The 21268-nt window shown below is 62.8% G+C and carries 19 protein-coding genes; 4 read left to right on the forward strand and 15 right to left on the reverse strand.

All coding sequences use genetic code 11. The annotated features are described in order from the left end of the window. Positions 1–653: 653 nt before the first annotated feature. From BUB39_RS17025 to BUB39_RS17045, 5 genes are all read right to left on the reverse strand, one after another. Complete coding sequence (locus BUB39_RS17025; protein ID WP_073055797.1) at positions 654–1472, reverse strand: phytanoyl-CoA dioxygenase family protein; 819 nt, start codon at positions 1470–1472, stop codon at positions 654–656. 34 nt (positions 1473–1506) lie between these two features. Further along, positions 1507–2337: a carbohydrate ABC transporter permease gene (locus BUB39_RS17030; protein WP_073055799.1), complete on the reverse strand. Its 831-nt coding sequence runs from the start codon at positions 2335–2337 to the stop codon at positions 1507–1509. Continuing rightward, complete coding sequence (locus BUB39_RS17035) at positions 2334–3290, reverse strand: carbohydrate ABC transporter permease (protein ID WP_073055801.1); 957 nt, start codon at positions 3288–3290, stop codon at positions 2334–2336. The genes BUB39_RS17030 and BUB39_RS17035 overlap by 4 nt, the downstream gene beginning before the upstream one ends. Before the next feature lie 16 nt (positions 3291–3306). After that, positions 3307–4518: an ABC transporter substrate-binding protein gene (locus tag BUB39_RS17040; RefSeq protein WP_210187095.1), complete on the reverse strand. Its 1212-nt coding sequence runs from the start codon at positions 4516–4518 to the stop codon at positions 3307–3309. Between the two features lie 191 nt (positions 4519–4709). Beyond that, the gene (locus tag BUB39_RS17045; protein ID WP_175561894.1) at positions 4710–5369 is read right to left on the reverse strand and encodes a LacI family DNA-binding transcriptional regulator; all 660 of its coding nucleotides are present in this window, start codon (positions 5367–5369) and stop codon (positions 4710–4712) included. An 84-nt stretch (positions 5370–5453) separates the two neighbouring features. Here BUB39_RS17045 and BUB39_RS17050 point away from each other — a divergent pair, with 84 nt between their 5' ends. The 4 genes from BUB39_RS17050 (at position 5454) to BUB39_RS17065 (ending at position 9806) form a co-directional block, all read left to right on the forward strand. Then, on the forward strand, positions 5454–6593 hold the full coding sequence (locus tag BUB39_RS17050; RefSeq protein WP_073055807.1) for a Gfo/Idh/MocA family protein: 1140 nt from the start codon (positions 5454–5456) through the stop codon (positions 6591–6593). Positions 6594–6686: 93 nt separating this feature from the next. Further along, a complete protein-coding gene (locus tag BUB39_RS17055; protein WP_280174676.1) occupies positions 6687–7925 on the forward strand; it encodes a substrate-binding domain-containing protein in 1239 nt (412 codons plus the stop codon). A gap of 88 nt (positions 7926–8013) precedes the next feature. After that, the gene (locus tag BUB39_RS17060; RefSeq protein WP_073055811.1) at positions 8014–8946 is read left to right on the forward strand and encodes a carbohydrate ABC transporter permease; all 933 of its coding nucleotides are present in this window, start codon (positions 8014–8016) and stop codon (positions 8944–8946) included. Positions 8947–8951: 5 nt separating this feature from the next. Beyond that, on the forward strand, positions 8952–9806 hold the full coding sequence (locus BUB39_RS17065) for a carbohydrate ABC transporter permease (RefSeq protein ID WP_084527557.1): 855 nt from the start codon (positions 8952–8954) through the stop codon (positions 9804–9806). A 68-nt stretch (positions 9807–9874) separates the two neighbouring features. Here BUB39_RS17065 and BUB39_RS17070 read toward each other — a convergent pair whose 3' ends face one another. The 10 genes from BUB39_RS17070 to BUB39_RS17115 form a co-directional block, all read right to left on the reverse strand. Next, the gene (locus BUB39_RS17070) at positions 9875–10897 is read right to left on the reverse strand and encodes a zinc-binding dehydrogenase (RefSeq protein ID WP_073055815.1); all 1023 of its coding nucleotides are present in this window, start codon (positions 10895–10897) and stop codon (positions 9875–9877) included. A gap of 25 nt (positions 10898–10922) precedes the next feature. Then, on the reverse strand, positions 10923–11807 hold the full coding sequence (locus BUB39_RS17075; RefSeq protein WP_073055817.1) for a carbohydrate ABC transporter permease: 885 nt from the start codon (positions 11805–11807) through the stop codon (positions 10923–10925). Then, positions 11804–12664 (reverse strand): carbohydrate ABC transporter permease, encoded by an 861-nt coding sequence (locus BUB39_RS17080; RefSeq protein WP_073055820.1) that lies wholly within the window; start codon positions 12662–12664, stop codon positions 11804–11806. Before BUB39_RS17080 ends, BUB39_RS17075 begins: the two co-directional genes overlap by 4 nt. A 78-nt stretch (positions 12665–12742) precedes the next feature. After that, positions 12743–14035 carry an ABC transporter substrate-binding protein gene (locus BUB39_RS17085; RefSeq protein ID WP_073055822.1) on the reverse strand — a complete coding sequence of 431 codons (1293 nt, stop codon included), beginning with the start codon at positions 14033–14035 and terminating at the stop codon, positions 12743–12745. 67 nt (positions 14036–14102) lie between these two features. Continuing rightward, positions 14103–14927 carry a sugar phosphate isomerase/epimerase family protein gene (locus BUB39_RS17090; protein WP_073056804.1) on the reverse strand — a complete coding sequence of 275 codons (825 nt, stop codon included), beginning with the start codon at positions 14925–14927 and terminating at the stop codon, positions 14103–14105. 158 nt (positions 14928–15085) lie between these two features. Beyond that, positions 15086–16387, reverse strand: coding sequence for an extracellular solute-binding protein (locus BUB39_RS17095; protein WP_210187097.1), 1302 nt, complete (start codon positions 16385–16387; stop codon positions 15086–15088). 817 nt (positions 16388–17204) lie between these two features. After that, positions 17205–17504 carry a putative quinol monooxygenase gene (locus BUB39_RS17100; protein ID WP_073055826.1) on the reverse strand — a complete coding sequence of 100 codons (300 nt, stop codon included), beginning with the start codon at positions 17502–17504 and terminating at the stop codon, positions 17205–17207. Position 17505: 1 nt separating this feature from the next. Beyond that, positions 17506–18441 carry an ABC transporter permease gene (locus BUB39_RS17105; RefSeq protein ID WP_073055828.1) on the reverse strand — a complete coding sequence of 312 codons (936 nt, stop codon included), beginning with the start codon at positions 18439–18441 and terminating at the stop codon, positions 17506–17508. Continuing rightward, complete coding sequence (locus tag BUB39_RS17110; RefSeq protein WP_073055830.1) at positions 18442–20007, reverse strand: sugar ABC transporter ATP-binding protein; 1566 nt, start codon at positions 20005–20007, stop codon at positions 18442–18444. It abuts the gene before it with no gap. Further along, a complete protein-coding gene (locus tag BUB39_RS17115; protein ID WP_073055833.1) occupies positions 20004–21170 on the reverse strand; it encodes a levoglucosan dehydrogenase in 1167 nt (388 codons plus the stop codon). The genes BUB39_RS17110 and BUB39_RS17115 overlap by 4 nt, the downstream gene beginning before the upstream one ends. Positions 21171–21268: the final 98 nt, after the last annotated feature.

Raw genomic sequence — 21268 nt, forward strand, 5'->3', positions numbered from 1 at the left:
TCTTGCGGCATCCCTTCGATGGGATGACGGCGTCGGGCGCCCGTGGCGGCGCTGCTGGCACCCAAGACATTGGCGTCACAGGCCTTGTCGGCAAGGACTGCGCCGCCAACCTGGCCTACGAGCAAAGCCTCAGCCTCGAAGACGTCGCGACGCTAACCCGCCTTGAGGATGATGCGCAGCGGGCGGCCGAGCGCATCGTCGATGCGTGTGGATCTTGGTGGTCAGTCCGTCTCTTGAAGGCCCCAACAGCTGATCCTTGGCGCCGCTTTCCGCTGACCGCCTGCTGGTGCGCCTGCACGACGCTTGAATCAATCACCAGATATTGATTATCGCGGCCGGCGGTGAACGCCTCGAACACCCGCTCGCAGCCGCTGGCATGGCCAGCGGCTGAGAGCGGCGGCGGAGGGTATTCCCGTTGCCTTAGCGCTCGGGCAACCCGCATCAGTGCGCGCGGAAGCGCAGCAGCCAAAGGTATCCGCTCGCAAAGATACGATTGTCGGAGGTGGTCCGCGCTGTATAGCCAGCCAGGAAGCAGACCGGCGATCCGATGCCACTGCAGGTCATTCAGATCGTAACGCTTCACGCCCATCAAACCGCCGCGAGCATCGCAGCTGACGGCGGTTCACTTCTGAAACGGGAGGCGGCCAGAATGGTCAGGCAGCGGCGTCGATTGGATGGGTGTCCAGGAGATAGTGCAGCGCCGGCGTCAGGCGCTTTTCAAAACTCGGCGTCAGATAGTCCTGCTGGACAAGCTGCTGCGGCAATTCGCGGCGCGTGAAGCTCAGATGCAGCATGCGCCGGTTGCGACCGCTTTCATTGCGCGTGCCTCCGTGCCACAGCGCCCCGTTGATGACCACCACGTCACCGGCTCGCAGCTCGACCTCGATCTGCCGGGGGTGACGCGCTACTCGATCTTCGGGCAGCAGGCTCTGCTCGGCCTCGGTCAGTTCCATGGTCACCACTGCGTCCGGTCCGGTCAGTGCCGGCAGGAGGTGTGAGCCCGGCACCACGCGAGTCGCGCCGTTGGTCCGGTCCATATCGTCGAAGGGAATCAGCGCGTTGGCGACCCGCCAGTCCTTCTGTGAAGCTTTCGGAGCATCCGAATGCAGATTCTGATGACCCTGGCCCTTCAGCGGATTGCGCATGTTGGCACCGTGAAGCTTCATGTCGCCGAGCAGATGGTGGGCGGCGTGCAGGATGGAACCAGAGCGAAGGCAGACATCGAAGACATCGGTCTTGTTGAACACGTTCGAGACGCGCGGCGCGCCGGCTTCCGTGTGCACCTCCTTGCCGCCCTCGGCGCCCTCGATCGCCGAGAGACGGTCAAACTCTTCTGCGAACACACGGCATTGTTCAGGTGAAAACACGTTGGGCAGGATGACGTAGCCCTGTTCGTCGAAATGCCGCTTTTGCTCCTCGCTCAGGGCGCCGTCGGGTCCACAAATCTGGTCGAGTGCGGAAAACACGTCCATCATATCCTCCTTAGTATTGTTGGTGATTACCTGCTCAGCCTTTGACGGCGCCTACGGTCAGTCCGGCGGTGACATAGCGCTGAGCAAGGATGAGAAGCAGTGCCGCCGGGATCGAGGCGAGCACGGATGCCGCCATGATCAGGTTCCACTGCACGGAATACGTCCCGATATACTTGTAGATGCCAATCGTGAGCGGAACGATCTTTCCGGTCGGCGTCAGAGTCAGCGCATAGACGAAGTCGGCCCAGGAAAACAAGAAGATGAAAAGGCCCGCCGTTATGATCGCCGGCCGAGAAATCGGAATAATGATCCGCCAGAGCACGGAGAACTCGGACGCCCCGTCGATGAGCGCCGCCTCTCTGAGTTCCTTCGGCACCTTTTCAAGGAAGGCCCGCAGTAGCACGACAGCGAAGGGTATGCCGCTCGTCGAGGTGGCCACCACCAAGCCAAGATAAGTGTCGGTGAGGCCCGCGCGGTTGAACATCAGATAAAGCGGAGTAGCCAGCATGATGCTTGGGATCATCTGCGTGATCAGCAACGCGAGCATCAAGACGCCAGTGATCCAGAGCCTGAATAGAGCGAGGCCATAGGCCGCAGGAATCGCGATGGCGAGCGAGAAGGCCACCGTCAGGGCACCGATAATCGCGGACGTGATGATGGGCTTCAGTTGATCGGAGAAGGCCACCGCATAGGAAGACAGATCGAGTTGCGGCGGCAGGAGATAGGGCGGTAGGCGATACAGCTGCGGCTGCGTGAGGATTGAGGTCATCACCATGGAATAGAGTGGAAACAGCATGACGACCGTCGCGAACCCGGCGACGAGAAAGTAAAAGAACGTGGCAGCGCCTTGATCGCGGCGTATCATTGGCGCGGCTCCCTGCGCGTGAAGAAGGCGTACCAGATAGCGGCGGTGAGCGAGATGAGCAGCATGATGTTGCCGACAGCAGCGCCCTGGCCAAAGCGCATGTCTCGAAATGAGAGACCGTACGACCAGGTGGAGAGCACCTGCGTGGCGTTGCCGGGACCGCCCTTAGTCAGGATGTAGATGATGTCGAACTGCTTCAGCGTATAGATCAGACCGAGTAGCAACAGCACGGCGTTGACCGGCCTCAGGAGCGGCAGAGTCACGAAGCGGAAGCGTTGAAAGGCGCGTGCGCCGTCGATTTCAGCGGCCTCATAGAGCTCCTTTGGAATGGCCTGGATGCCGCTGTAGAGGATCACCAGGTTGAATGGGATTCCGACCCAGACATTGACAATGATGATTGCCGCCAGCGCCGAAGCTGGACTATTCAGCCAACTCACCGGCATTGCGATTACGTGCAACTGCATCAGGAAATAGTTGATGAGCCCGTTGGTGCCGTCGAACAGCCAAAGCCACACTGTGACCGTCGCAACCGATGGCAGCAGCCATGGCAGCAGCATGATTCCGCGCATGAAGCCCTTGAGCGGGAAGGCGCGCGTGAACAACAGCGCCAGGGCGAGGCCGATCACATATTGGAGGAGAAGCGATGATGCCGCGAAGATGGCGGTGTTCCTTAGCGCCAGCCAGGTCACGGGGTTGCTCAGGACCGCGCGAAAATTGTCGAGGCCTACGAAGTCCGCGGTTCCGGTGACGACAGAGCGGATCGTGAAGTTCTGAAAGCTGATCAGGGCGTTATAGAACAGGGGATAGGCGAAGACCGCCGGCAGATAAACAACGAGCGGTGCGATGAACAGATAAGGTGTCCATTCGCGACGCCAGCGGAGGCTCGAAACCCGAAGCGACGCTGCGCTTCGGGCATCGAGAGATCGGGGCGACAATCCTTCCGACCTCGACATGTTCGGCTCCTGTGGCCTAGATTGCGCCGAGTGCCGTCTTGGCGTCGGCAGCGCCGGTCATGACCTGCTGGATCGCCGTTGTGATCTTGCCGCTGACCTCATAGTAGGATGCCCCCAGCAGTTCGGTTCGCGAGCGTGCCGTTGGCAGCATCTGCGAAACAGCCTTGAACAATCCGTTCGCCGGATTGCTCTCGAACAGAACCGTCGCAGGCTTGCTCGCCGGGACGTAGGCCGACTGTTCGACAAAAGGCACGATAACCTTGGGCGTCTGGACCCACTTGATGAATTGCCAGGCGGCCGCCGCCTTGGCCGGGTCGAGGCTACCGACGGCCATTACTTCGCCGCCGAAGGGTGCGATCGGCTTCTCGCCCGGCTTCATCGCCGCAGGGAGAATGGCGATCCCGTAGTCGAGGCCGACCTGCTTCGCATTGGCATCGAGCGAACGCAGCTGCCAGCTGCCGAGCATCGCCATCGCGAGTTGGCCGTTGACGAAACGCGGCTCGATCTCGGCGGTCTGCCAGCTCAGCTGTGCCGCTGGCGCGATACCATCCCTGACCAACCCACCCCAGAATTCAAGCGCATCGACGGCGGCCTGCGAATGCAGGTCGTCCAGATTGCCGCCCCGACTCCAGAAATAGGGCAGCCAATTCCAGGTGCATTCCTCGCCGCCATAGGCCGAGGCTGCGAAGCCGTAGACCCCGTTGCCAGCCAGCTTCTTGCCTGTCTCGCGGAGTTCGTCTTGGGTCGCGGGGACGGTCAAACCCTTATCAGCCAGCATCTTCTTGTTATAGACGAGCACCTCGGCATTGTTGCCGGCCGGCAGGCCATAGAGCTTGCCCTTCCACCGGGCCGTAGAGAGAGGAGCTGGATAGAAGGTCGCGTCGAGATCGAGGTCGACATAGGCATCGATCGGCGCGAGAACGCCGGCTTCGGCGAGGCCTGGCGTCATGGGCCCGTCGATATCCAGGATATCCGCCGGCTGTCCGGCCGCGGCGCGCTGAAGCAGCGTGTTCTGATACTGGTTCTGCGGCACCGTCTGCCGTGTGATCCGGATTGCCGGATTTTCGGCCGTGAAGTCGCTTGCGAGCCTGCTCAGAGTTTCCCCTGCGGGACCCGTCGAATAGTCGAGCATCGTCAGCTCGACGGGAGACTGTGCGCGCCCAATAGCTGGTGCCGCCAGAATCGAGGCGATCCCCGCTCCTGACCAGAGCGCCTGTCTCCGGGTCATCCCATGTCGTTGCATCGTCGTCCTCCCAAACGTCGTTCTCTTATAATGTTTATCGATAATAATGTTTTTGATGTAGGTCAATTCCCTCTCGAGGCCGCGGCGACGATGCGCGGGGGATTCGGGTTATGGCCGGGCAATTACCGCCCAGAGGTTAGCAATGCATGCAGCCAACCGTCGGGGATCCGTCGAACTCAGCCCGAACTGTCGTCGGTCGGCCGGCTGATTCGGATGGTGGGGTGCTCGTCGGGCGCTTCCATCCGTGCGAAGAGCATGTCGACCGAGGCGGCTGCCAATTCGGCGATGTCGGGGTTGATACCGAAGATGACTGTGTCGAAGCGCAGCAAGGCATTGCGGGCCTGAACGAACACGGCCGGCATCGCGGCGTCCTCGAGCAACAGCGCGGCCGGACTCTTCTGTCCCTTCACGGGCTTCACGATCACGCCGGCGACACGCCAGTCCAGCATTCGCACCGCGATGTCAGTTTCGCGTGCCTCGGATCCTTGGCTGCAACCCACGAACAGCACATGACCACGCCGCTCCACCTCAAGCTCCAGCCGAACGAGAAGGCGGGCAATGAGCGGCTCCTCAAAGGTCGGCACGATCACACCGACGAGATTGCGACGGCCGCGCCGCAGCTCCGCACCGAGCGGATTGATGCGGTAGCCGAGCGCCTCAATGGCATTCTGCACCTTGGTGACATTCTCCGGGAGGACAGTGGGCGCGCCCTGCATCACCTTGGAGACGGTGGCTATCGAAACCCCGGCATATGCCGCGACATTACGCATCGAAACACGGGTTTCGACTCCCTTCCTGCGACCAGCCAAATCACCGCCCTCGAATGCTTCTGCCACTGGATACATCGATTAATCGTTTACAGCCATCGAAAAAACGATTAATCGATGCCACTGACAAGAGCAATACAAGGAGGAAGGCCGATGTCTGAGGCAAAGCGCAAGCTAAGGATTGCGCTCGTCGGAGTCGGATTCGGGGCAGAGTTCGCTCCGATCTACAATGCTCACCCCGATGTCGAGTGGGTGGCACTCAGCGACAGCAACGCAGAAAAATTGGCAGCGGCCGGCGCCCGGTTTGGTATCGAGCGGAGCTATCCGGGGCTCGACGCCGTCCTGGCGGATCCGGACGTCGACGCCGTCCATCTGGTGACGCCGATCCCCCTTCATGCTGAACAGGCCATCCGCGTCCTTGAAGCCGGAAAACACTGCGCCTGTACCGTCCCGATGGCCACGAGCTTCGCCGATATCCGGCGGATCATCTCGGCGCAGCGCAAATCCGGTAAAAACTACATGATGATGGAGACGGCCGCCTATACCCGCGAATTTCTGATGGTCGAAGACCACTATCTGCGCGGCGATTTTGGCACCATCTCCTTTGCGCGTGGCTCGCACATGCAGGACATGGAGGGGTGGCCGGACTATTGGATGGGTTTGCCGCCACATCACTACATGACGCATGCCATCGCGCCGGTTCTCAAGCTGCTTGGCGAACGAGTGACCAAGGTGCATTGCTTCGGATCCGGCCGCCTGCCCGAGGAGCGCCAGAAGCGCTACGGCAATCCTTTCCCCGTCGAAACGGCTATCTTCCGCCTCGCGAACAGTCCCGTCGCCGTCGAGGTCACGCGATCGCTGTTCCAGACCGTCCGCCCCTATAGCGAGGCTTTCTCGATCTATGGCGACAAGTTGGGCTTTGAGTGGCAGCAGATCGAGGAAGAAGATCCGCTGATCTTCTCGATGCCCCACGCTGCCTTCAGCCGCGGGCGCAAGATCCACCATGAAATCGTTACGCCGCCGGACCGGCAGGATCTGCTGCCGTCCGAGATCGCTCCGTTCACCAAGCGGTCGGTCTTTTCCGATGGCAAGCATCTGTCATTCGTTCAGGGCGGGGGCCACTCCGGATCCCATCCCCATCTTGTCCATGAGTTTGTGCGCTCGACGGTCGAAGGCCGTAGTCCGGCGATCGATGTCGTCACGGCCGCGAACTGGACCGCACCCGGCATCGCCGCGCACGAATCGGCCATGCAGGACGGCGCCGCAGTCGAGATTCCGGATTTCAGCATCTGAACGGAACCATTGGCGACGCCAACCGCCTGAAGAGTTAATCGTTTTTTTCGCCGACAAGAGACCATAAGGGAGGAGACCATGCCTATTTCACACATGAGCCGCAGAAGCTTTATGAAGTCGACGGCCCTGGCCGGAGCGGCCGTGACTCTCAGTGCGCCGTATGTGCGCGCCCAAGGCGCCAGTGAGATCAACATGATCGGGTGGAACGCTCCCGCTCTCATGGACATCTTTGCCAGGGCCGAGAAGGAGGTCGGCGTCAAGATCAACTATGACGTCCTGCCGGCTGCATGGTCGGATGTGATGGCCAAGATCACGCTGTGGGGCCAGACCGGCTATGACGGCATCGACGTGCTGTTCGCCGATGATCTGATCGGCGGTCTCTGGGGGATGAATGGTTGGGCCGAGGATCTGAGTGGCACCGACGCCTGGACGAAGAATTCCGGCGATATCGTCGAGAACATCACAGTCCTCAACAACGCTGTCGGCGGCGTCTACCGCATCTTCTTCACGATGGGGCTGGAGCCGTTCTTCTATAATAAATCGCTCGTTCCGAACGCCCCCAAGACTTGGGACGAGCTGGTTTCGGTCGGCCAGTCGGTGACCAAAGCCGATGATGGCATCTGGGGCTGGCGCCCGCTCGGCGGCCAGGGCCACGCCTTCAACACCGTCCTGCTGATGCTCAATCAGGCGGGCGCCGATCTGAAGACCCTTCAGGACCCGGCGACGCTGCAGGCGCTGCAGTTCATGTATGACTGGGTTCAGACGAGCAAGATCACCCCGCCCTCGGCGATCAGCGAGGACAATCCGGCAGTTGAGGCGCTCGCCGCCGCTGGCAAGGCCGCGATGTGGTGGACCTATGATGGTGGCCTCGCCAACATCCTCAGGGCCGACCAGACCAAGGTCACGCTGGAGAATATCGGCATGTCGCGCTGGCCGAAGGGTCCCGCTTCGGATATCGGCCTGGTGCATGGCTGGGGCTGGCTGCTCTCGAAGTTCAGCCAGAAAAAGGATGCTTCGAAGGAGGTCCTCGCCTGGCTGTCTTCGCCCGCCATCATCAAGCAGGTTTCGCTGGCCCAGAGCGCTGCGCCACCCTATCGCTCGATGTTCACTGACCCCGATATCGTCGCCAAGCTGCCGCAGCTGACGATCGGTTCCGGTTGGGAAGATCAGATCCGCGGTGCAAGGTTCCGCGAGCCGATCGTATCGAGCCCCCAGGTTACCCAGCTGTGGAACATGTTCGACAAGATCGGCAGCTATATCCTTTCGGGCGAGAAGGATCCCGCTGCAACGCAGGCCTGGGCGATCGAAGAATACCAGGCGATCCGCGGCTGAGGGATTGGCGGCCGACACGGCAACGCCTTCACGATCCCGGCGGCCGTCGCTGCCGGGATATCCATCTCTGAGAGATAGAAGCAGCCCGATGAGTTCCCAAATCGTGGATCGCGCGCGATCTCGCTCGGCAGCCGAACGCCTTGGCGACGCGCTCACCGGCGTCAACGCCGTTGCCTATTGCCTTGTCTTGCCGGCTATCCTTCTGCGCCTCGCCTTTACGCTGGTGCCAGCGCTTCAGACTTTCTGGCTGAGCTTCACCGACAAGTCGTTAATGGCGCCGGGACGTTTCATAGGGCTCGCCAACTACGCGGCGATGCTGTCGGACAAGACCCTTATCGGCTCGTTCGGCTTCACGCTGTTTTATACCGTGACGAGCGTCGCGCTCGAGACCGCTCTCGGACTGGCGATCGCCATGCTGTTGATGCGCCAGCTGCGCGCCAGGTGGATCAGCAATTTCATCATGCTGCTGCCCTGGGTGATGGCGCCGCTCTTGGCCGCTACCGTCTGGAAGATCATGTTCTATGAGGATGGCGGCATTCTCAACCAGATCCTCCGCGACCTCGGCGTGATCAGCAGCCCGATCCGCTGGCTTTCCAGCGCCAATACGGCGCGCGGCTCGGTCGTTCTCGTCACCGTCTGGAAGAACGTCTCATGGGTCGCCCTCATCTTCATGGCTGCGCTCGCCGCGCTCCCGAAGGATGTCTATGAGGCCGCTGAGGTGGACGGCGCCAATGCATGGCAGCGGTTCAGAGCCATCACGGTGCCGATGCTGCGGCCGACGATCTTCCTCGTGCTGATGTTCCGCGGCATGGGCGAGGTCCAGACCTTCGAGCAGATCGGCGGCTTGACGCGCGGCGGGCCAGGCACCGCGACGCAGAACCTCGCCTATTACGCCTATCAGCGTTTCTTCCAGGAGCTGCGCTACGGCTACGGCTCGGCAATCAATGTGCTGCTGCTGCTGTTGACGGCCCTCATCGGGGGCTTCTTCGCCTGGCGCATGTATAAGGCATCATCCCGGTAACAATCATGGCCGCACGCACCCTTCCACTACTGCACCCGCAGCGCATCCTCCTCATGGCGCTCCTGGTCCTGGTCCTCCTTTTCCTGGCGTTTCCAGTTTATTTCATGCTGGTGACCTCGCTCAAATCATCTGGCGAGGCCTATCGGCTTCCGGCCACGCTCTGGCCGCATAATCCGACGCTGCAGGCCTATCCGTTCGTGATCAAGGCCTGGAGCTACTGGCGGACGCTCGGCAATACGGTCCTCGTGGCTGGTCTCGCGGCGTTCGGCGCCACCATGCTGGGCGGCATCGCCGCCTACGGCTTTTCGCGCATGGCTTTCACGGGCAAGTCGCTGCTGTATGCGACGGTCGTCGGCTCGATGGCGATCCCGGCGATGGTCACGCTCGGCCCCATCTTCCTCGCCTACAAGGATCTGCGGCTGCTTGACACGCATCTCGGCCTGATCCTCGTCTTCATGGCCGAAGGTATCCCGGTCGCTTTCCTGACCTTGTTTTCCTATTTCAAGGCAATCCCCAAGGAACTCGACGAGGCGGCGGCGATCGACGGCGGCTCGCTGCTCGACATCTTCTTCCGCATCATCGTGCCGATCGCGCTGCCGGGCGTCGCCGTGACGTTCCTGCTGTTGTTCATCGCCGGCTGGAACGAGTTCCTGTTCGCCTTCACGCTGACGATCACGCCGAGTACCCGCCTCCTCACGGTTCGGCTGTTCGAAATTCCGATCCGTGCCGATGCGAACACCATTCCCTATGACCTCATCGCCGCAGGGGGCATGCTGATCTTGCTGCCGCTGGTGCCGATTCTGCTGCGGGTCCAGAAGCAGTTGGTCGAGGGGATCCTGGCCGGTGCCGTGAAGGAATAGTTTCACCGCTTAAGCGGTGAAGCTCGTGTCGCCGCCTTCAACCTGGTAATTCGCAAAGCTATTTTCGCCTAGAAGACGAAGACCGCCTTCTCTGTCTTGCGCTCGTCGAACAGGCGGAAAGCCGTCTCTGCCTCGTCGATCGCGAAGCGGTGGGTCGCCAGGCGCTCGAGGTCGATCTTGTGGGTCTCGATCGTCCGGATGATCTCCTCATATTCGCTGATGCCGAAATACCAGGAGCCGATCAGCGAGATTTGCTTGCGGATCAGTTGCTCGCTTGGGCGAATTGTTGTTTCCCGACTCTCGCCCACAAAAGCGGCCCGGCCGAGCGGGGCGAGGCTGTCGAGGGCCATATTCTGCGCCGCACCGTTGCCCGAGCAATCGATCGCCGCCGACAGCCCTTCCCCGCCGGAGAAGGCGGCGATCGCCGCGGCCGCACCAGTATCCGTCGGATCCAGCGTCAGGTCTGCGCCGAGCTCGTCCGCGAAATGCCGCCGTTCGGCGATCGGGTCCAGCGCCACCACCCGCGCGCCGAGAGCCTTGGCGGCGAGGATGCCCGCCGACCCCATCGGACCGAGGCCCCAGATGCCGACGCTGGTCGCGCCGGAAAGGCCGAGCTTGCGGCAGGCGCTGTAGAGCGTGCCGAAGGCGTCGGTCGAGATCGCCGCCGCCACGTAGGACATCGAGGCCGGGATTCGCAGAAGGTTGCGCTCGGGCACGGCGAGATATTCGGCGTTGCCGCCGTCCTTGGTGAAGCCGAGGCACTTCCAGGTCGGGCAGAGATGAAAATTGCCTTGCCGGCAGCGTGCGCAGACGCCGCAGCCAACCGCGAGATAGACCGCGACCCGATCGCCCGGCTTGAAGTTCTTCACCGCCACGCCCGTCTCGACGACGACGCCGGCGGGTTCGTGGCCGGTGATGCAGCCGCCTGCCGCGTCGCCGCCGACGACGGCATTGCCATAATAGAGGCTGAGATCGCTTCGGCAGATGCAGGATGCCTTGACCTCGAGCAGCACCTCGTCGGGACCGGGCACTGGGATCGCGACCGAGCGGATCTCGACCTTGCGGTTACCCGGAAGATAGACGGCTTTCATGAGCTGGACCTTTCTTGTGAGACGCTCACTTCACCGCACCGGCCGTCAGGCCACGAACGAAGGAGCGCTGCATGACGAGGAAAAGGACGACGAGCGGGCCGAAGGCGATCGTGCCGGCGGCGGCAATGCCGCCATAGTCGACGCCGTAGCGGCCCTGCAGCGTGGCGGCGCCGACCGTCAGCGGCTTGAGATCGTCGGTCTGGATGACGACGAGCGGCAGCAGGTATTCCTGCCAGGAGAAGAGGAAGGCGATGAGAGCCAGCGACATCAGCCCGGGCCTAACCACGGGCAGCACGACGCGGAAATAGGTGGCGAGCGGCGAAGCCCCGTCGACCACGGCCGCCTCGATCAGCTCCTTCGGCACGTCCTGCATGACAGTCCGCATCATGAACACGGAGAAGGGCAGCAGCAGCGCCGCCTGGGGCAGGATCACGCCGAGCCGCGTATCGAGCAGACCGAGCTTCTGCAGATTGCCATAGAGCGCGACGATGACGGACGGGGCCGGAACGACGAGACCGGCGAGAAACAGGCCGAACAGCAATTCCTTGCGCGGCAGATCGAGCTTGGCGAAGGCATAGCCGGCGAGCGGCGCGGTCAGAAGCACAAGAATTGTCGAGCCGGTGCTGATGATCAGGCTGTTCAGGAAGTAATGGGCGAAACCGCTCTCGTTCCAGGTCCGTGCATAGTTCGAGAAGTCGATCGGCCACGGAAGGCTGAGCGGACCGGAGAACAGATCCGCCTCGCTGCGCACCGAGGCGAGCAGCACCAGATAGACAGGCGCGAGCGCGTAGAGCGCGAACAGTACTAGGATGAGATGGCGCGCGAGGCGCCCGGCGGGATAGGCGCCGATAACACTGCGCCGGCCGGCGGTTTGCGAAGCGGACGGGGCCGCAAGCAGGGTGGCGTTCATGCGGACCTCAGGAGGCGATAGGAGACGCCGCTGACCGTGAGCACGATCGCGAGCAGGACGACGGAGAGCGTTGCGGCATAGCCGAAGTCGCCGACCAGGAAGAATGTCTTGTAGATATGTGTGGTCAGCACCTCGGTGTCGTAGCCGGGCCCGCCTTGGGTGGTAACCCAGACCAGATCGAAAAAGCGCATCGCCTCAATCGCGGCATAGAGACCAAGGAAGAGCGTCGTCGGCTTCAACAGGGGCACCGTCACGAAGCGGAAGCGCTTGATCCACGAGGCGCCATCGAGCTGGGCGGCCTCGTAAAGCGAAGGATCGATCGCCTGGATCGCGGCGAGATAGATCAGCACGCAGAAGCCGAAGAAGGTCCATGCGCCGACCACGTTGAGCGCATAGAGCGCCGTGGACGGCTCGGCGAGCCAGGCGCCGCCGAGGACGCCGAGACCGACGAGGTCGAGCGCCCAGTTGGCGAGCCCGAACATCGGATTGTAGATCCAGCCCCAGATGATGCCGGCCACCACCAGCGGAATTGTCCGCGGCAGGAAATAGATCGCGCCGAGCACGCGGATGGTGCGCGGCGAGCATTCGGCGAGGATCGAGGCGAGGAGCAGGCCGATCATGAGCGGGAAGGCCAGCGTCAGCACGACCCAGATGCCGTTATGGCCGAGTGCCGTCCAGAACACCTGGTCATCGATCAGCCTCGCAAAGTTGGCAAGGCCGGCAAAGCCGGTGACGGTGCCGTTGTCCCAGGTGAACAGGCTGTAGGCCGCGACCTGCAGGATCGGAAGGCCGACAAAGGCCAGATAAAGCACGAGTGCCGGCAACACGAACAGGATCGCCGTCCGTTGGCTTGTCATCGATCAATCCCTTTGGATGGTGGAGGCGCGACGCCGGCAGCTAAACCGCCTCTCCGGCGTCGCGTCGTTCGGCGCGCCCTAGGGCTGCCAACGCTCGCCGTTGGCGACGGCCTTGCTCCACGACTGCTGCATCGCGGTCAGGAATTCGTCGGGCGTCGCATTGCCGCCGATGAGCCGTTGCAGTTCGGGATAGAGCACCTGTGTGACGCTTTCCGGCAGCGTGGTGTGCAGGTCGTAGAAGTTCGTGTCGGGCGTCTTGAGACCTTCGGCGTAGAACTCCTTCACGGCTGGCAGCGTGTTCCAGCCAGAGAGATCCTCGGCCTTGGTCCCGATCGGCACCAGGAAGCCCTTCTCGACCCAGACCTGCCGATGCTCCGGCGAAATCAGGCAGTCGACATAGGCGGCTGCGGCGTCCTTCGTCGCATCCGGCGCGCTTGCAGCGATCTGCCACTGCGAGCCCTCGCCCCACATCGTGCCGGCAGGAATCCCATCAGCGATCGGCGGCAGCATGAACACGCCAAGATCGAACTTGGCGCCGCGGGCCATATCCTGCAGCACCCAGGATCCGGTTACGGTCATGGCCGCCCGGCCGCCGAGGAACAGTGCATTGGCTTCATCATAGCCGATGCCGTTGAAACCACGGGGGAAATAGCCATCCTTCGCCCAACTGGCCAGCGTTTCGGCCGCCTGTTTGAAGGCGGGTTGGTTCCAGCTCGCATCGCCGAACAGCACCTTCTCCTCGCCGTCACGGCCGGCGGTGAGACCGAGGATGAGGCTCAGCGTGTTGGTCGCCGGCCAGCGGTCGCGATTGCCGAAGGCGATCGGCACATAGCCGGCTTCCTTGACCTTGGAGGCCACGGCCTGGAACTCGGCATAGGTCTTGGGAACTTCAAGCCCGAGCTTCTTGAAGAGATCGCGGTTATAGTAGACGCCCATCAGGTCCTGCTCCATGGGAACGCCATAGAGCTTGCCCTTGTAGGAGTTGCGGCCGCGATAGAAGTCGTTGATGCCGTCCCACTTGTACTTCGCGTAGTAGGCGTCGAGCGGCGCCACCTTGCCGGTCCGGGCATAGCCAGCGAGCACCGAAGCCGCCGGCCAGGTATAGGCAAGGTCCGGTGTCTTGTCGGCGGAGACCGCGAGGCGGTAGCTCTCGCGGATTCCGATCGACGGCACGACGGTGCGCAGGATCTTGGTGCCCGGCAGCGTCTTCTCGCAGGCGGCGATGAGTTCATCCATGGCGGGCCCGGCGGCCGTTATGCCAGAGGTAGCGAACTGGTCCCATTGCGTGACGACGGTTTCGGCGCCGGCCGGAACGATGCTCGCGACCAGCATGGTCGAGGCGACGAGACGCGTTTTGAGAAGTTTGTTCATGGCGGGTTCCTCCCCTTGGTGTAGTTTTCTGACGCGCCGCGCTCTTCCGGCCGCGGCGGATCAAGGCTCAGAGCATCGGCTTGATGTAGTCGTAGGCACGCCGGGCGAATTGGTCGGGGTCGACCCCGCGGCGGTTGAAGCCGATTTCCATGGTGAGATAGCCGGCAAAGTCGTTCGCCTTCAGCGCGGCGACGAGGCCGGCATAGTCGACCGGTCCGTGCTGCGGCGGATCGCGATTCACGTCGGCGAGGTGCAGGTGCACCAGATCCTTGCCGAGGCGATGCACGTAATCCGTCGGCACCTCGTTACGGTAAAGCGTGTGATAGGTGTCGAACATCGCGCCGATATTCGGCTTGTCGACTGCCCGCATCAGCGCGATGACATCGTCGCAGCTATCGATCAGGTTGCTGTCCGCCGAGGTCGGCTCGATCGCCATAGTGACACTGAGTGTCGCGGCGTGGTCGGCAATCTCGGCGAGGGCATCGCGACTGAAGGCAAAGGCATCCTCTCGAGTAGTGCCGAAGATCTGCCAGCCGGCGACATAGAGCACGGTCTTGCCGCCCCATTCGGCGCAGAGCTCCGTCACCTTCTTGTATTGACGAATGGCGTCGGCACGCTCCTCGGCAATGGGCGAGGCCACATTGAAGCCAGGACCGCCGCCAGGCGCCGGGAGCATGGAGGCGAGCGCTATGCCGGAACTCTCAAGGACCGAGCGAATTTCCCGGCGCCGCTCCGCCGACAGATGGTCCGGATAGGCATGAGGCGCTGCGGCTCCGATCTCGATGCCGTCATACCCGATCGCCGCGATCCGGCGGATCGTCTCGTCGAGCGGATAGGCCGGTACCCAGACCGGAAAGCTTGAATAGACCCACGTATTGAAGGCGAGCTTCACGTCGTTCTCCTTGCTCGTCCCTGAATGGCCATGCCGAACCAGCCTGGAAGAGGCTTGTCGCACCGCCATCGTCGGTTCGATGTCGCTTTCGTCGCTCGCGGAATATCCCACAGCGCACGCCATGCCGGTCTGGCAAAGATGTCCAGATTGGACCGTCTTCAGAATGCCGCTGGCGTGACTATGGATTCAGCCCGGCGCTGCGCGTCCGTGAGAGCTGTGGCGGGCGATTTGAGCCCGAGCAGCATGTCATGGATCTCCTCGCCGGCGATCTGGATCACCTGCGAGATGCCGCGGATAGGCGGCCGTGGCCACATGCGAAGCACGCGCTGTCGCGCCATCTGGTCGACGACACCGATGACTGGCGAGATCGCCGCAACGTCTGGATCGCGATTGACAGAGAATCGCGGACTGGCAAGGCTGCCATTGAGGATGTAGAGCTTCGCGGCGCCGGCCGAAGTCAACAAAGAAAGCGCTTGCCACGCTGCAGGGATACGCTCGGGCGCGATATTCGCCGGTATCGCAAGGGCATAGCCGCCGAGCGGCGCAATGTGCCGCCCGTTCGGCCCGCGCGGATGCGGCAGATGTCCCGTCCGGCCGAAGGCGGGCGATTCCTGGTCGCGCTCGTAGAGATGGGCGAGCAGCGTGTGCGAGTAGGCCATCGCGGACCGACCGGACGCGAACGCCCGCGCGCGGTCATACCAGGCCATCGATAGGATCTCGGGCGGCGACAGCGGCATCAGCGCCCGCAAGAACTCCGCCGTATCGCGCGCTTCTGCCGACAGAAATGCGGGACGGAGCGGCATCATTGCCCCCGCCTCGCCGTCGTAACCGTCGGCCGTTTTCGGAAGTTCGACTATTGGACAACCATGGGCGGCCATGATTGTCATGAAGGTATGGCCAAGCGCCGTGCCACGCCCCCCGTTCCAGGCGATGCCATAGACGCCGCGGTCGGGCCTGTGCAGGATGCGCGCCGCGACCAGCAATTCGGCAAGGGTCCGCGGCGGAGCCACGCCCGCCTCAGTGAGCAGATCGGTGCGATAGACCAGCATCTCGGCAGTCGACATCACCGGAAGTCCATACTGGACGGCATTCCAGCGGGCACTCGCAACGGCATCTGGCACGAAGTCGCCGATATCTATGCCGCCCTCGGCAACGAGTTCGTCGAGTGGCAACAGGAGACCGCTGCCGGCCATCTCGCCGAACCACGGCAGGTCGCAGGCGAGGACGTCGTAGTCGGAAACCCGCTGCGATCCGTTTGCTACAATCGCCTTGCGGAGCCTGTCGATCGAGAGCGCACGGGATTGGATCTCGACGCCGAGGATCAGCTCGAATTGCCGCTTGAGGGCATTCATGGCCATGAAGGTCGGGTCAGCATGCACGAGCACGCGCAGGCCCCGCGGTAGATTAAGCTTGGCGTCGAGCACGGCGAGCGGCGGGATCAGCGCTTCGGTACTCTCCATCCCCGCGCTGGCGCGTGAGGGCCTTCCAGCCGCAAGATTGCCGGCGATGGCTCGCATCTCCTTCGCCAGGCCGTACCATCTCGCAAGGAGTTCAGTAGAGGGGTGCAGTGAGAAGGATCGTCCCGTCTCCGTACGAGGACGTCGCACAATGAGGCCGTGCAGCAGCAGTTCGCCGATTGTGCGGATCGCTGTACCGTGTGTGAGGCCTGACGCACGGGCAAGCGAGGTCGGGGTCGTCAATCGCCCGGCAAAATGATTGCGAAGGAGTTCGAGGACGAGGCCGATTGCCCGAACGTCTTCGTCAACGAGCAAGCGAAGGCGGCTCTGAGTGTGAACGCGATCGACGAAGTCAGCGACCTGCTGAGCCTCGAGGTTGGACCTCGCGTCGATGTGGATCGCCTCGGGGGCCTCGTAAGGGCCTTCCGGGATACCGACCGAGGTTCGGCGTGTTGAGCGAGCGGAGACCATCTAGGGGATCGCATTCATCACAGTGAGCGTGCTGTAACGGTTTTGCTACGCCCCAGTATGATGAAAGGCCCGTCGGCAAGCCATCTCAACGATGCAATGAATGGCGCATGAAGCCCGTCGCCGAGCAATCGCGCTTCGAGCACTCAACGAAGTACAACGGCCGCCGGGCGACGCGAGATGTCTATCGTCACTCGACGCACCAGCGATGCCTGCCATTGAAAAGGCGGGCCCTGAGGCCCGCCCACTTCTCAAATAATCAGCTACTCGACATAGAGGAAGCGGTTGAATGTGTGGAAGGACTCAAGCCCGCCCTTGCGTACGACCACCTAGTCTTCAGGGCGCACGCCCCTCAGGCCAGATCGCTGATCATCGTCAGTCTGCGGACATCGACCGGGCCGGCCAGCAGGTTGTCGACCTGCGTCAAGAGGGGCTGCAGATGCGGCATCTTCATATGCGCCTCAAGATCGAGGTCGCTGCGCCAGTTCTCATAGAAGATGAAAACGCACGGGTCCGCGGCATCGACATGGAAGTCATAGTTGATGCAGCCAGGCTCTGCCCGCGTCGGCGCCACGATCGCGGCGAGGACGTTATACAGGTCCTCGCGCCGCTCGGGGCGGGCCTTGAGCGTACCGATGACAGTGACGGGCATCTCAAGTCCTCTTCTGGCTGAGGGCAACGGCGAGGATGATGATGGCGCCCCGGGCGATCAGCTGCTGGCTGAATTCGAGGCCCATGAGGATCAGGCCGTTGTTGATGAGGCCGATCATCAGTGCGCCGACGATGGTCCCGATCACCGTGCCGCGGCCGCCGAAGAGGCTGGTGCCGCCGAGCACCGCCGCCGCGATCACCGAGAGTTCGTCGCCCTCGCCGAGCTGGAAGCGGCCGGATTGCAGGCGGCCGGCATAGAGCATTCCGGCGAGCGCCGCGGCAGAGGATGAGATGACCAGCACCTTGAACTTGATCGCCTTGGTATCGATGCCCGAATAACGGGCGGCCGTCTCGCCGCCGCCGGTCGCGAGGACCCTCCGGCCAAAGCCGGTGCGGCGCAGCACGATGTGGCCGATCGCGCCGAGGATAACCATCCACAGCAGCAGGACGGGCACCGGCCCGACATTGCCGCCGCCGAACAGCCAGGAATAGCCGGGGGAGAGGATCGGCACGGCCGCCGTCGCGGAAATCCACATTGCGACGCCTTTTGCAATCCCCATCATCGCAAGCGTGGTGAGGAAGGAGGGAATGCCTACGCGGGTGGTGAGCCAGCCGTTGAACATGCCGACCGCAAGGCCCGTGGCGAGGCCGGCGATCACGCCGACGACCGGACCGCCGACGGCGATCGCCATGGCGACGGTGACGGTGCTGAGGCCGGCGACGGCGCCGACCGACAGGTCGATCTCGCCGGCAGAGAGCACGAACGTCATGGCGATCGCCATCACGGCGATCATCGCCGTCTGGCGTACGATGTTGAGCAGATTGTTGGGGTTGAGGAACCCCTTGTCGGCCAGCGTCGCCGCGAAGACGACGAAGATCACCAGGAAGCCGATATAGATGATGTTCTGCCGCCAGTTGGCGAAGAAGGCGCTAGCCATTTAAATCTCCTGAACCGCGAGGGCCTTCTGGATTTCGATCTGCAGCCGCTGCTCGGCCGCCTGGAGGCGGTGGGCGAGGTCATCGGCGGAGACCTCCGGATCGTCCAGCGCCTCGCGTGGCAGATCCTGATGGATGCGCCCATCCGCCATCACGAGGATGCGGTCGCAGGCGGTCAACAGTTCCGACAGCTCGGAGGAGATCATGATGATCGCCTTCCCGGATGCTGCGAGCTCACGCACGAGGCGGATGATCTCGGATTTGGAGCCGATATCGATGCCGGCCGTCGGCTCGTCGAGAATGAGAATTTCAGGGTCGGTGGCGAGCCACTTGCCGATCACGACTTTCTGCTGATTGCCGCCAGAGAGCGTAGCGACTGCATGATCGCGGCTGGCCGTCTTCACCTTGAGTCGATCGATCTGCGTGTCGGTGAGGCTGTTGGCCGCCTTGGTGTCGACGAAGCCAGCCTTCGACAGGCGGCCGATGACGGCGAGGATCATGTTGGAGGCGACCGAGTGGGCGGGAATGATGCCCTGCGTCGCCCGCGCTTCCGGTACCAGCGCGACGCCGGCCGCGATCGCGTCGCTCGGCTTGCGGATGGCGACGGCACGACCCTTGATGCGGATCTCGCCGCTGGCAATGGGATCGATGCCGGCCACTGCGCGCGCCAGCGATGAACGGCCCGAACCGAGCAGACCGGCAAGACCAAGCACTTCGCCGCGATGCAAGGTCAGCGAGATGTGCTCGGGCTTATGGGCGCCGCTGACATCCTTCAGTTCGAGCAGCACCTCGCCCTTGGTCGCCTGGATCCGCGCGACATCGGAAAGCCCCATCGAGCGCTTGCCGACGATATGCTCGATCATCGTATCGATCGGCAGTTCGGCGAGCGGCGCCGTGATGACATGGCGGCCATCCCGCAAGATCGTCGCGCGATCGGCGATGCGGGCGATCTCGTCCATGCGATGGCTGACATAGATGACCGCGATGCCCTTCGCCTTCAACTTGCGCAGAAAGACGAACAGCCGCTCCACGTCGGAAACGGCGAGCGCCGTCGAAGGCTCGTCGAGCACCAGCACCTTTGCATCCTGCGAGATCGCCTTGGCGATTTCGGTCAGCTGCTTCTGCCCGGCGCCGAGATCAGCGACGATCGCCTTCGGGTCGACGAAGACCTCGAGCATCGCGAAGATCTCCGCGGCGCGACGCTCGGCCTCGTTATCGTCAATGAAGCCGATGCCGTCGCGCCATTCGCGCGTCAGGAAGATGTTCTGGGCCACGGTCAAGGTCGGGACCAGGCTCATTTCCTGATAGTTCATGGCAATGCCGGCGGCTCGGGAGGCCTCCGGCGTATGCGTCGTGAGCGGCACGCCGCCGACCTCGATCGTGCCCTGATCGGGGCGATGAACCCCGTTCAGGATCTTGAGGATTGTCGACTTGCCTGCGCCGTTGCCGCCCAGCAGCGCATGAACCTCGCCGGGGAGGATTTCGAGGCTGACGTCGTCAAGGGCGCGAACGCCCCCGAAGGCCTTTGAAATGCCGGTCATGCGGACAGCAGCGGCATTAGGGATCATCCAACCTTCTCCCAAACGCCGCTTTGGCCCGAGCGGATGAAGGCGTCGGCGACGAGTTCCGTCAGCAGGCCGTCATTGAAGTTCGGGCTCGGCTGCTGCTTCTTCGCGATTGCTGAGAAGAAGTCATAGCACTCGACGATCTTGGTTTCGGAGTAGCCGATGCCGAGACCGGGGATCGGCCACAATCCGGAACCATAGGGATGCGCCGGGCCGGTATAGATCGTGCGGAATCCGCGCGCATCGGCCGGATCATCGGCGAACATCACCTGAAGTTCGTCGCGGCGCTCATAGTTGAAGTGGATCGAGCCCCTGGTGCCGTGGATTTCCAGCGTGATGAAGTTGTTGCGGCCATAAGCGTTGCGCGTTGCCTCGAGGCTGCCGATCGCGCCGTCCTTGAAGCGCAGCATCGAGACGAGCTCGTCGTCCACATCGACCTCGCCCCGCTCGGCATCTGCCGACTTCTCGGCGGCACCCAGCTTGTCGACGCCGCCTAGCTGCAGCGGACGGGTCTTGTTGTAGATCGGGGTCATGGCGATCACCTCAGCGATCGGCCCGACGAGATAATGCGCGAGATCGACAACATGCGTCCCGATGTCGCCGACGGAGCCGGACCCGGCAATCTTCTTCTGGAAGCGCCAGGAGAGCGGCGAGTCGGGATCGGCCGACCAGTCCTGCAGATAGGTGCCGCGGAAGTTCAGGATGCGGCCAATCCGGCCTTCCTCGATAAACTTCTTGGCAAGCGCCACGGCAGGCGTGCGCCGGTAGTTGAAAGCGACCATGTGGATGACGCCGGCGGCCTTGACCGCCTCGACCATCGCCCGGGCCTCCTCGACAGTGCGCGCAAGCGGCTTCTCGCAGATGATGTGCTTGCCGGCCTTGGCCGCGGCGATGGCAATTTCCGCATGGACATTGTTGGGCGTGCAGATGTCGACGACATCGATATCAGGCCGGGCGACGACGGCGCGCCAGTCCGATGATGCTTCCTCGAAGCCATAGCGGCGGCGCGCTTCCTCGGCCGCACCGTCGGTCACCTCGACCACGACCTTGCGGTGGGGAATGGCCGGAGCCGGCCAGAAGAACATCGGCATCGAGGCATAGGCCATGGCATGCGCCTTGCCCATGAACCCGCCGCCGATCATGGCGACGTTCATCACTTTGGTCATCGGTTTTCTCCTGAAAGAGAGCGGCTTTGGCAAGCGGCAGCCGTCCGCCGCTCTGGCTGGAGGCAGGCGCAGGTCGCACCGTTCGATGCTGCACGGGG

The organism is Kaistia soli DSM 19436 (genome assembly GCF_900129325.1).
Taxonomy (GTDB): Bacteria; Pseudomonadota; Alphaproteobacteria; order Rhizobiales; family Kaistiaceae; genus Kaistia; species Kaistia soli.

What these genes read in the sequence shown, in the direction of transcription:
- BUB39_RS17085 (WP_073055822.1), bottom strand. Translation starts at nt 14,035, where the DNA reads ATGAACAAACTTCTCAAAACGCGTCTCGTCGCCTCGACCATGCTGGTC.
- BUB39_RS17095 (WP_210187097.1), bottom strand. Translation starts at nt 16,387, where the DNA reads ATGGAGAGTACCGAAGCGCTGATCCCGCCGCTCGCCGTGCTCGACGCC.
- BUB39_RS17040 (WP_210187095.1), bottom strand. Translation starts at nt 4,518, where the DNA reads ATGACCCGGAGACAGGCGCTCTGGTCAGGAGCGGGGATCGCCTCGATT.
- BUB39_RS17070 (WP_073055815.1), bottom strand. Translation starts at nt 10,897, where the DNA reads ATGAAAGCCGTCTATCTTCCGGGTAACCGCAAGGTCGAGATCCGCTCG.
- BUB39_RS17035 (WP_073055801.1), bottom strand. Translation starts at nt 3,290, where the DNA reads ATGTCGAGGTCGGAAGGATTGTCGCCCCGATCTCTCGATGCCCGAAGC.
- BUB39_RS17025 (WP_073055797.1), bottom strand. Translation starts at nt 1,472, where the DNA reads ATGGACGTGTTTTCCGCACTCGACCAGATTTGTGGACCCGACGGCGCC.
- BUB39_RS17100 (WP_073055826.1), bottom strand. Translation starts at nt 17,504, where the DNA reads ATGCCCGTCACTGTCATCGGTACGCTCAAGGCCCGCCCCGAGCGGCGC.
- BUB39_RS17030 (WP_073055799.1), bottom strand. Translation starts at nt 2,337, where the DNA reads ATGATACGCCGCGATCAAGGCGCTGCCACGTTCTTTTACTTTCTCGTC.
- BUB39_RS17065 (WP_084527557.1), top strand. Translation starts at nt 8,952, where the DNA reads ATGGCCGCACGCACCCTTCCACTACTGCACCCGCAGCGCATCCTCCTC.
- BUB39_RS17080 (WP_073055820.1), bottom strand. Translation starts at nt 12,664, where the DNA reads ATGACAAGCCAACGGACGGCGATCCTGTTCGTGTTGCCGGCACTCGTG.
- BUB39_RS17055 (WP_280174676.1), top strand. Translation starts at nt 6,687, where the DNA reads ATGAGCCGCAGAAGCTTTATGAAGTCGACGGCCCTGGCCGGAGCGGCC.
- BUB39_RS17105 (WP_073055828.1), bottom strand. Translation starts at nt 18,441, where the DNA reads ATGGCTAGCGCCTTCTTCGCCAACTGGCGGCAGAACATCATCTATATC.
- BUB39_RS17110 (WP_073055830.1), bottom strand. Translation starts at nt 20,007, where the DNA reads ATGATCCCTAATGCCGCTGCTGTCCGCATGACCGGCATTTCAAAGGCC.
- BUB39_RS17060 (WP_073055811.1), top strand. Translation starts at nt 8,014, where the DNA reads ATGAGTTCCCAAATCGTGGATCGCGCGCGATCTCGCTCGGCAGCCGAA.
- BUB39_RS17050 (WP_073055807.1), top strand. Translation starts at nt 5,454, where the DNA reads ATGTCTGAGGCAAAGCGCAAGCTAAGGATTGCGCTCGTCGGAGTCGGA.
- BUB39_RS17115 (WP_073055833.1), bottom strand. Translation starts at nt 21,170, where the DNA reads ATGACCAAAGTGATGAACGTCGCCATGATCGGCGGCGGGTTCATGGGC.
- BUB39_RS17075 (WP_073055817.1), bottom strand. Translation starts at nt 11,807, where the DNA reads ATGAACGCCACCCTGCTTGCGGCCCCGTCCGCTTCGCAAACCGCCGGC.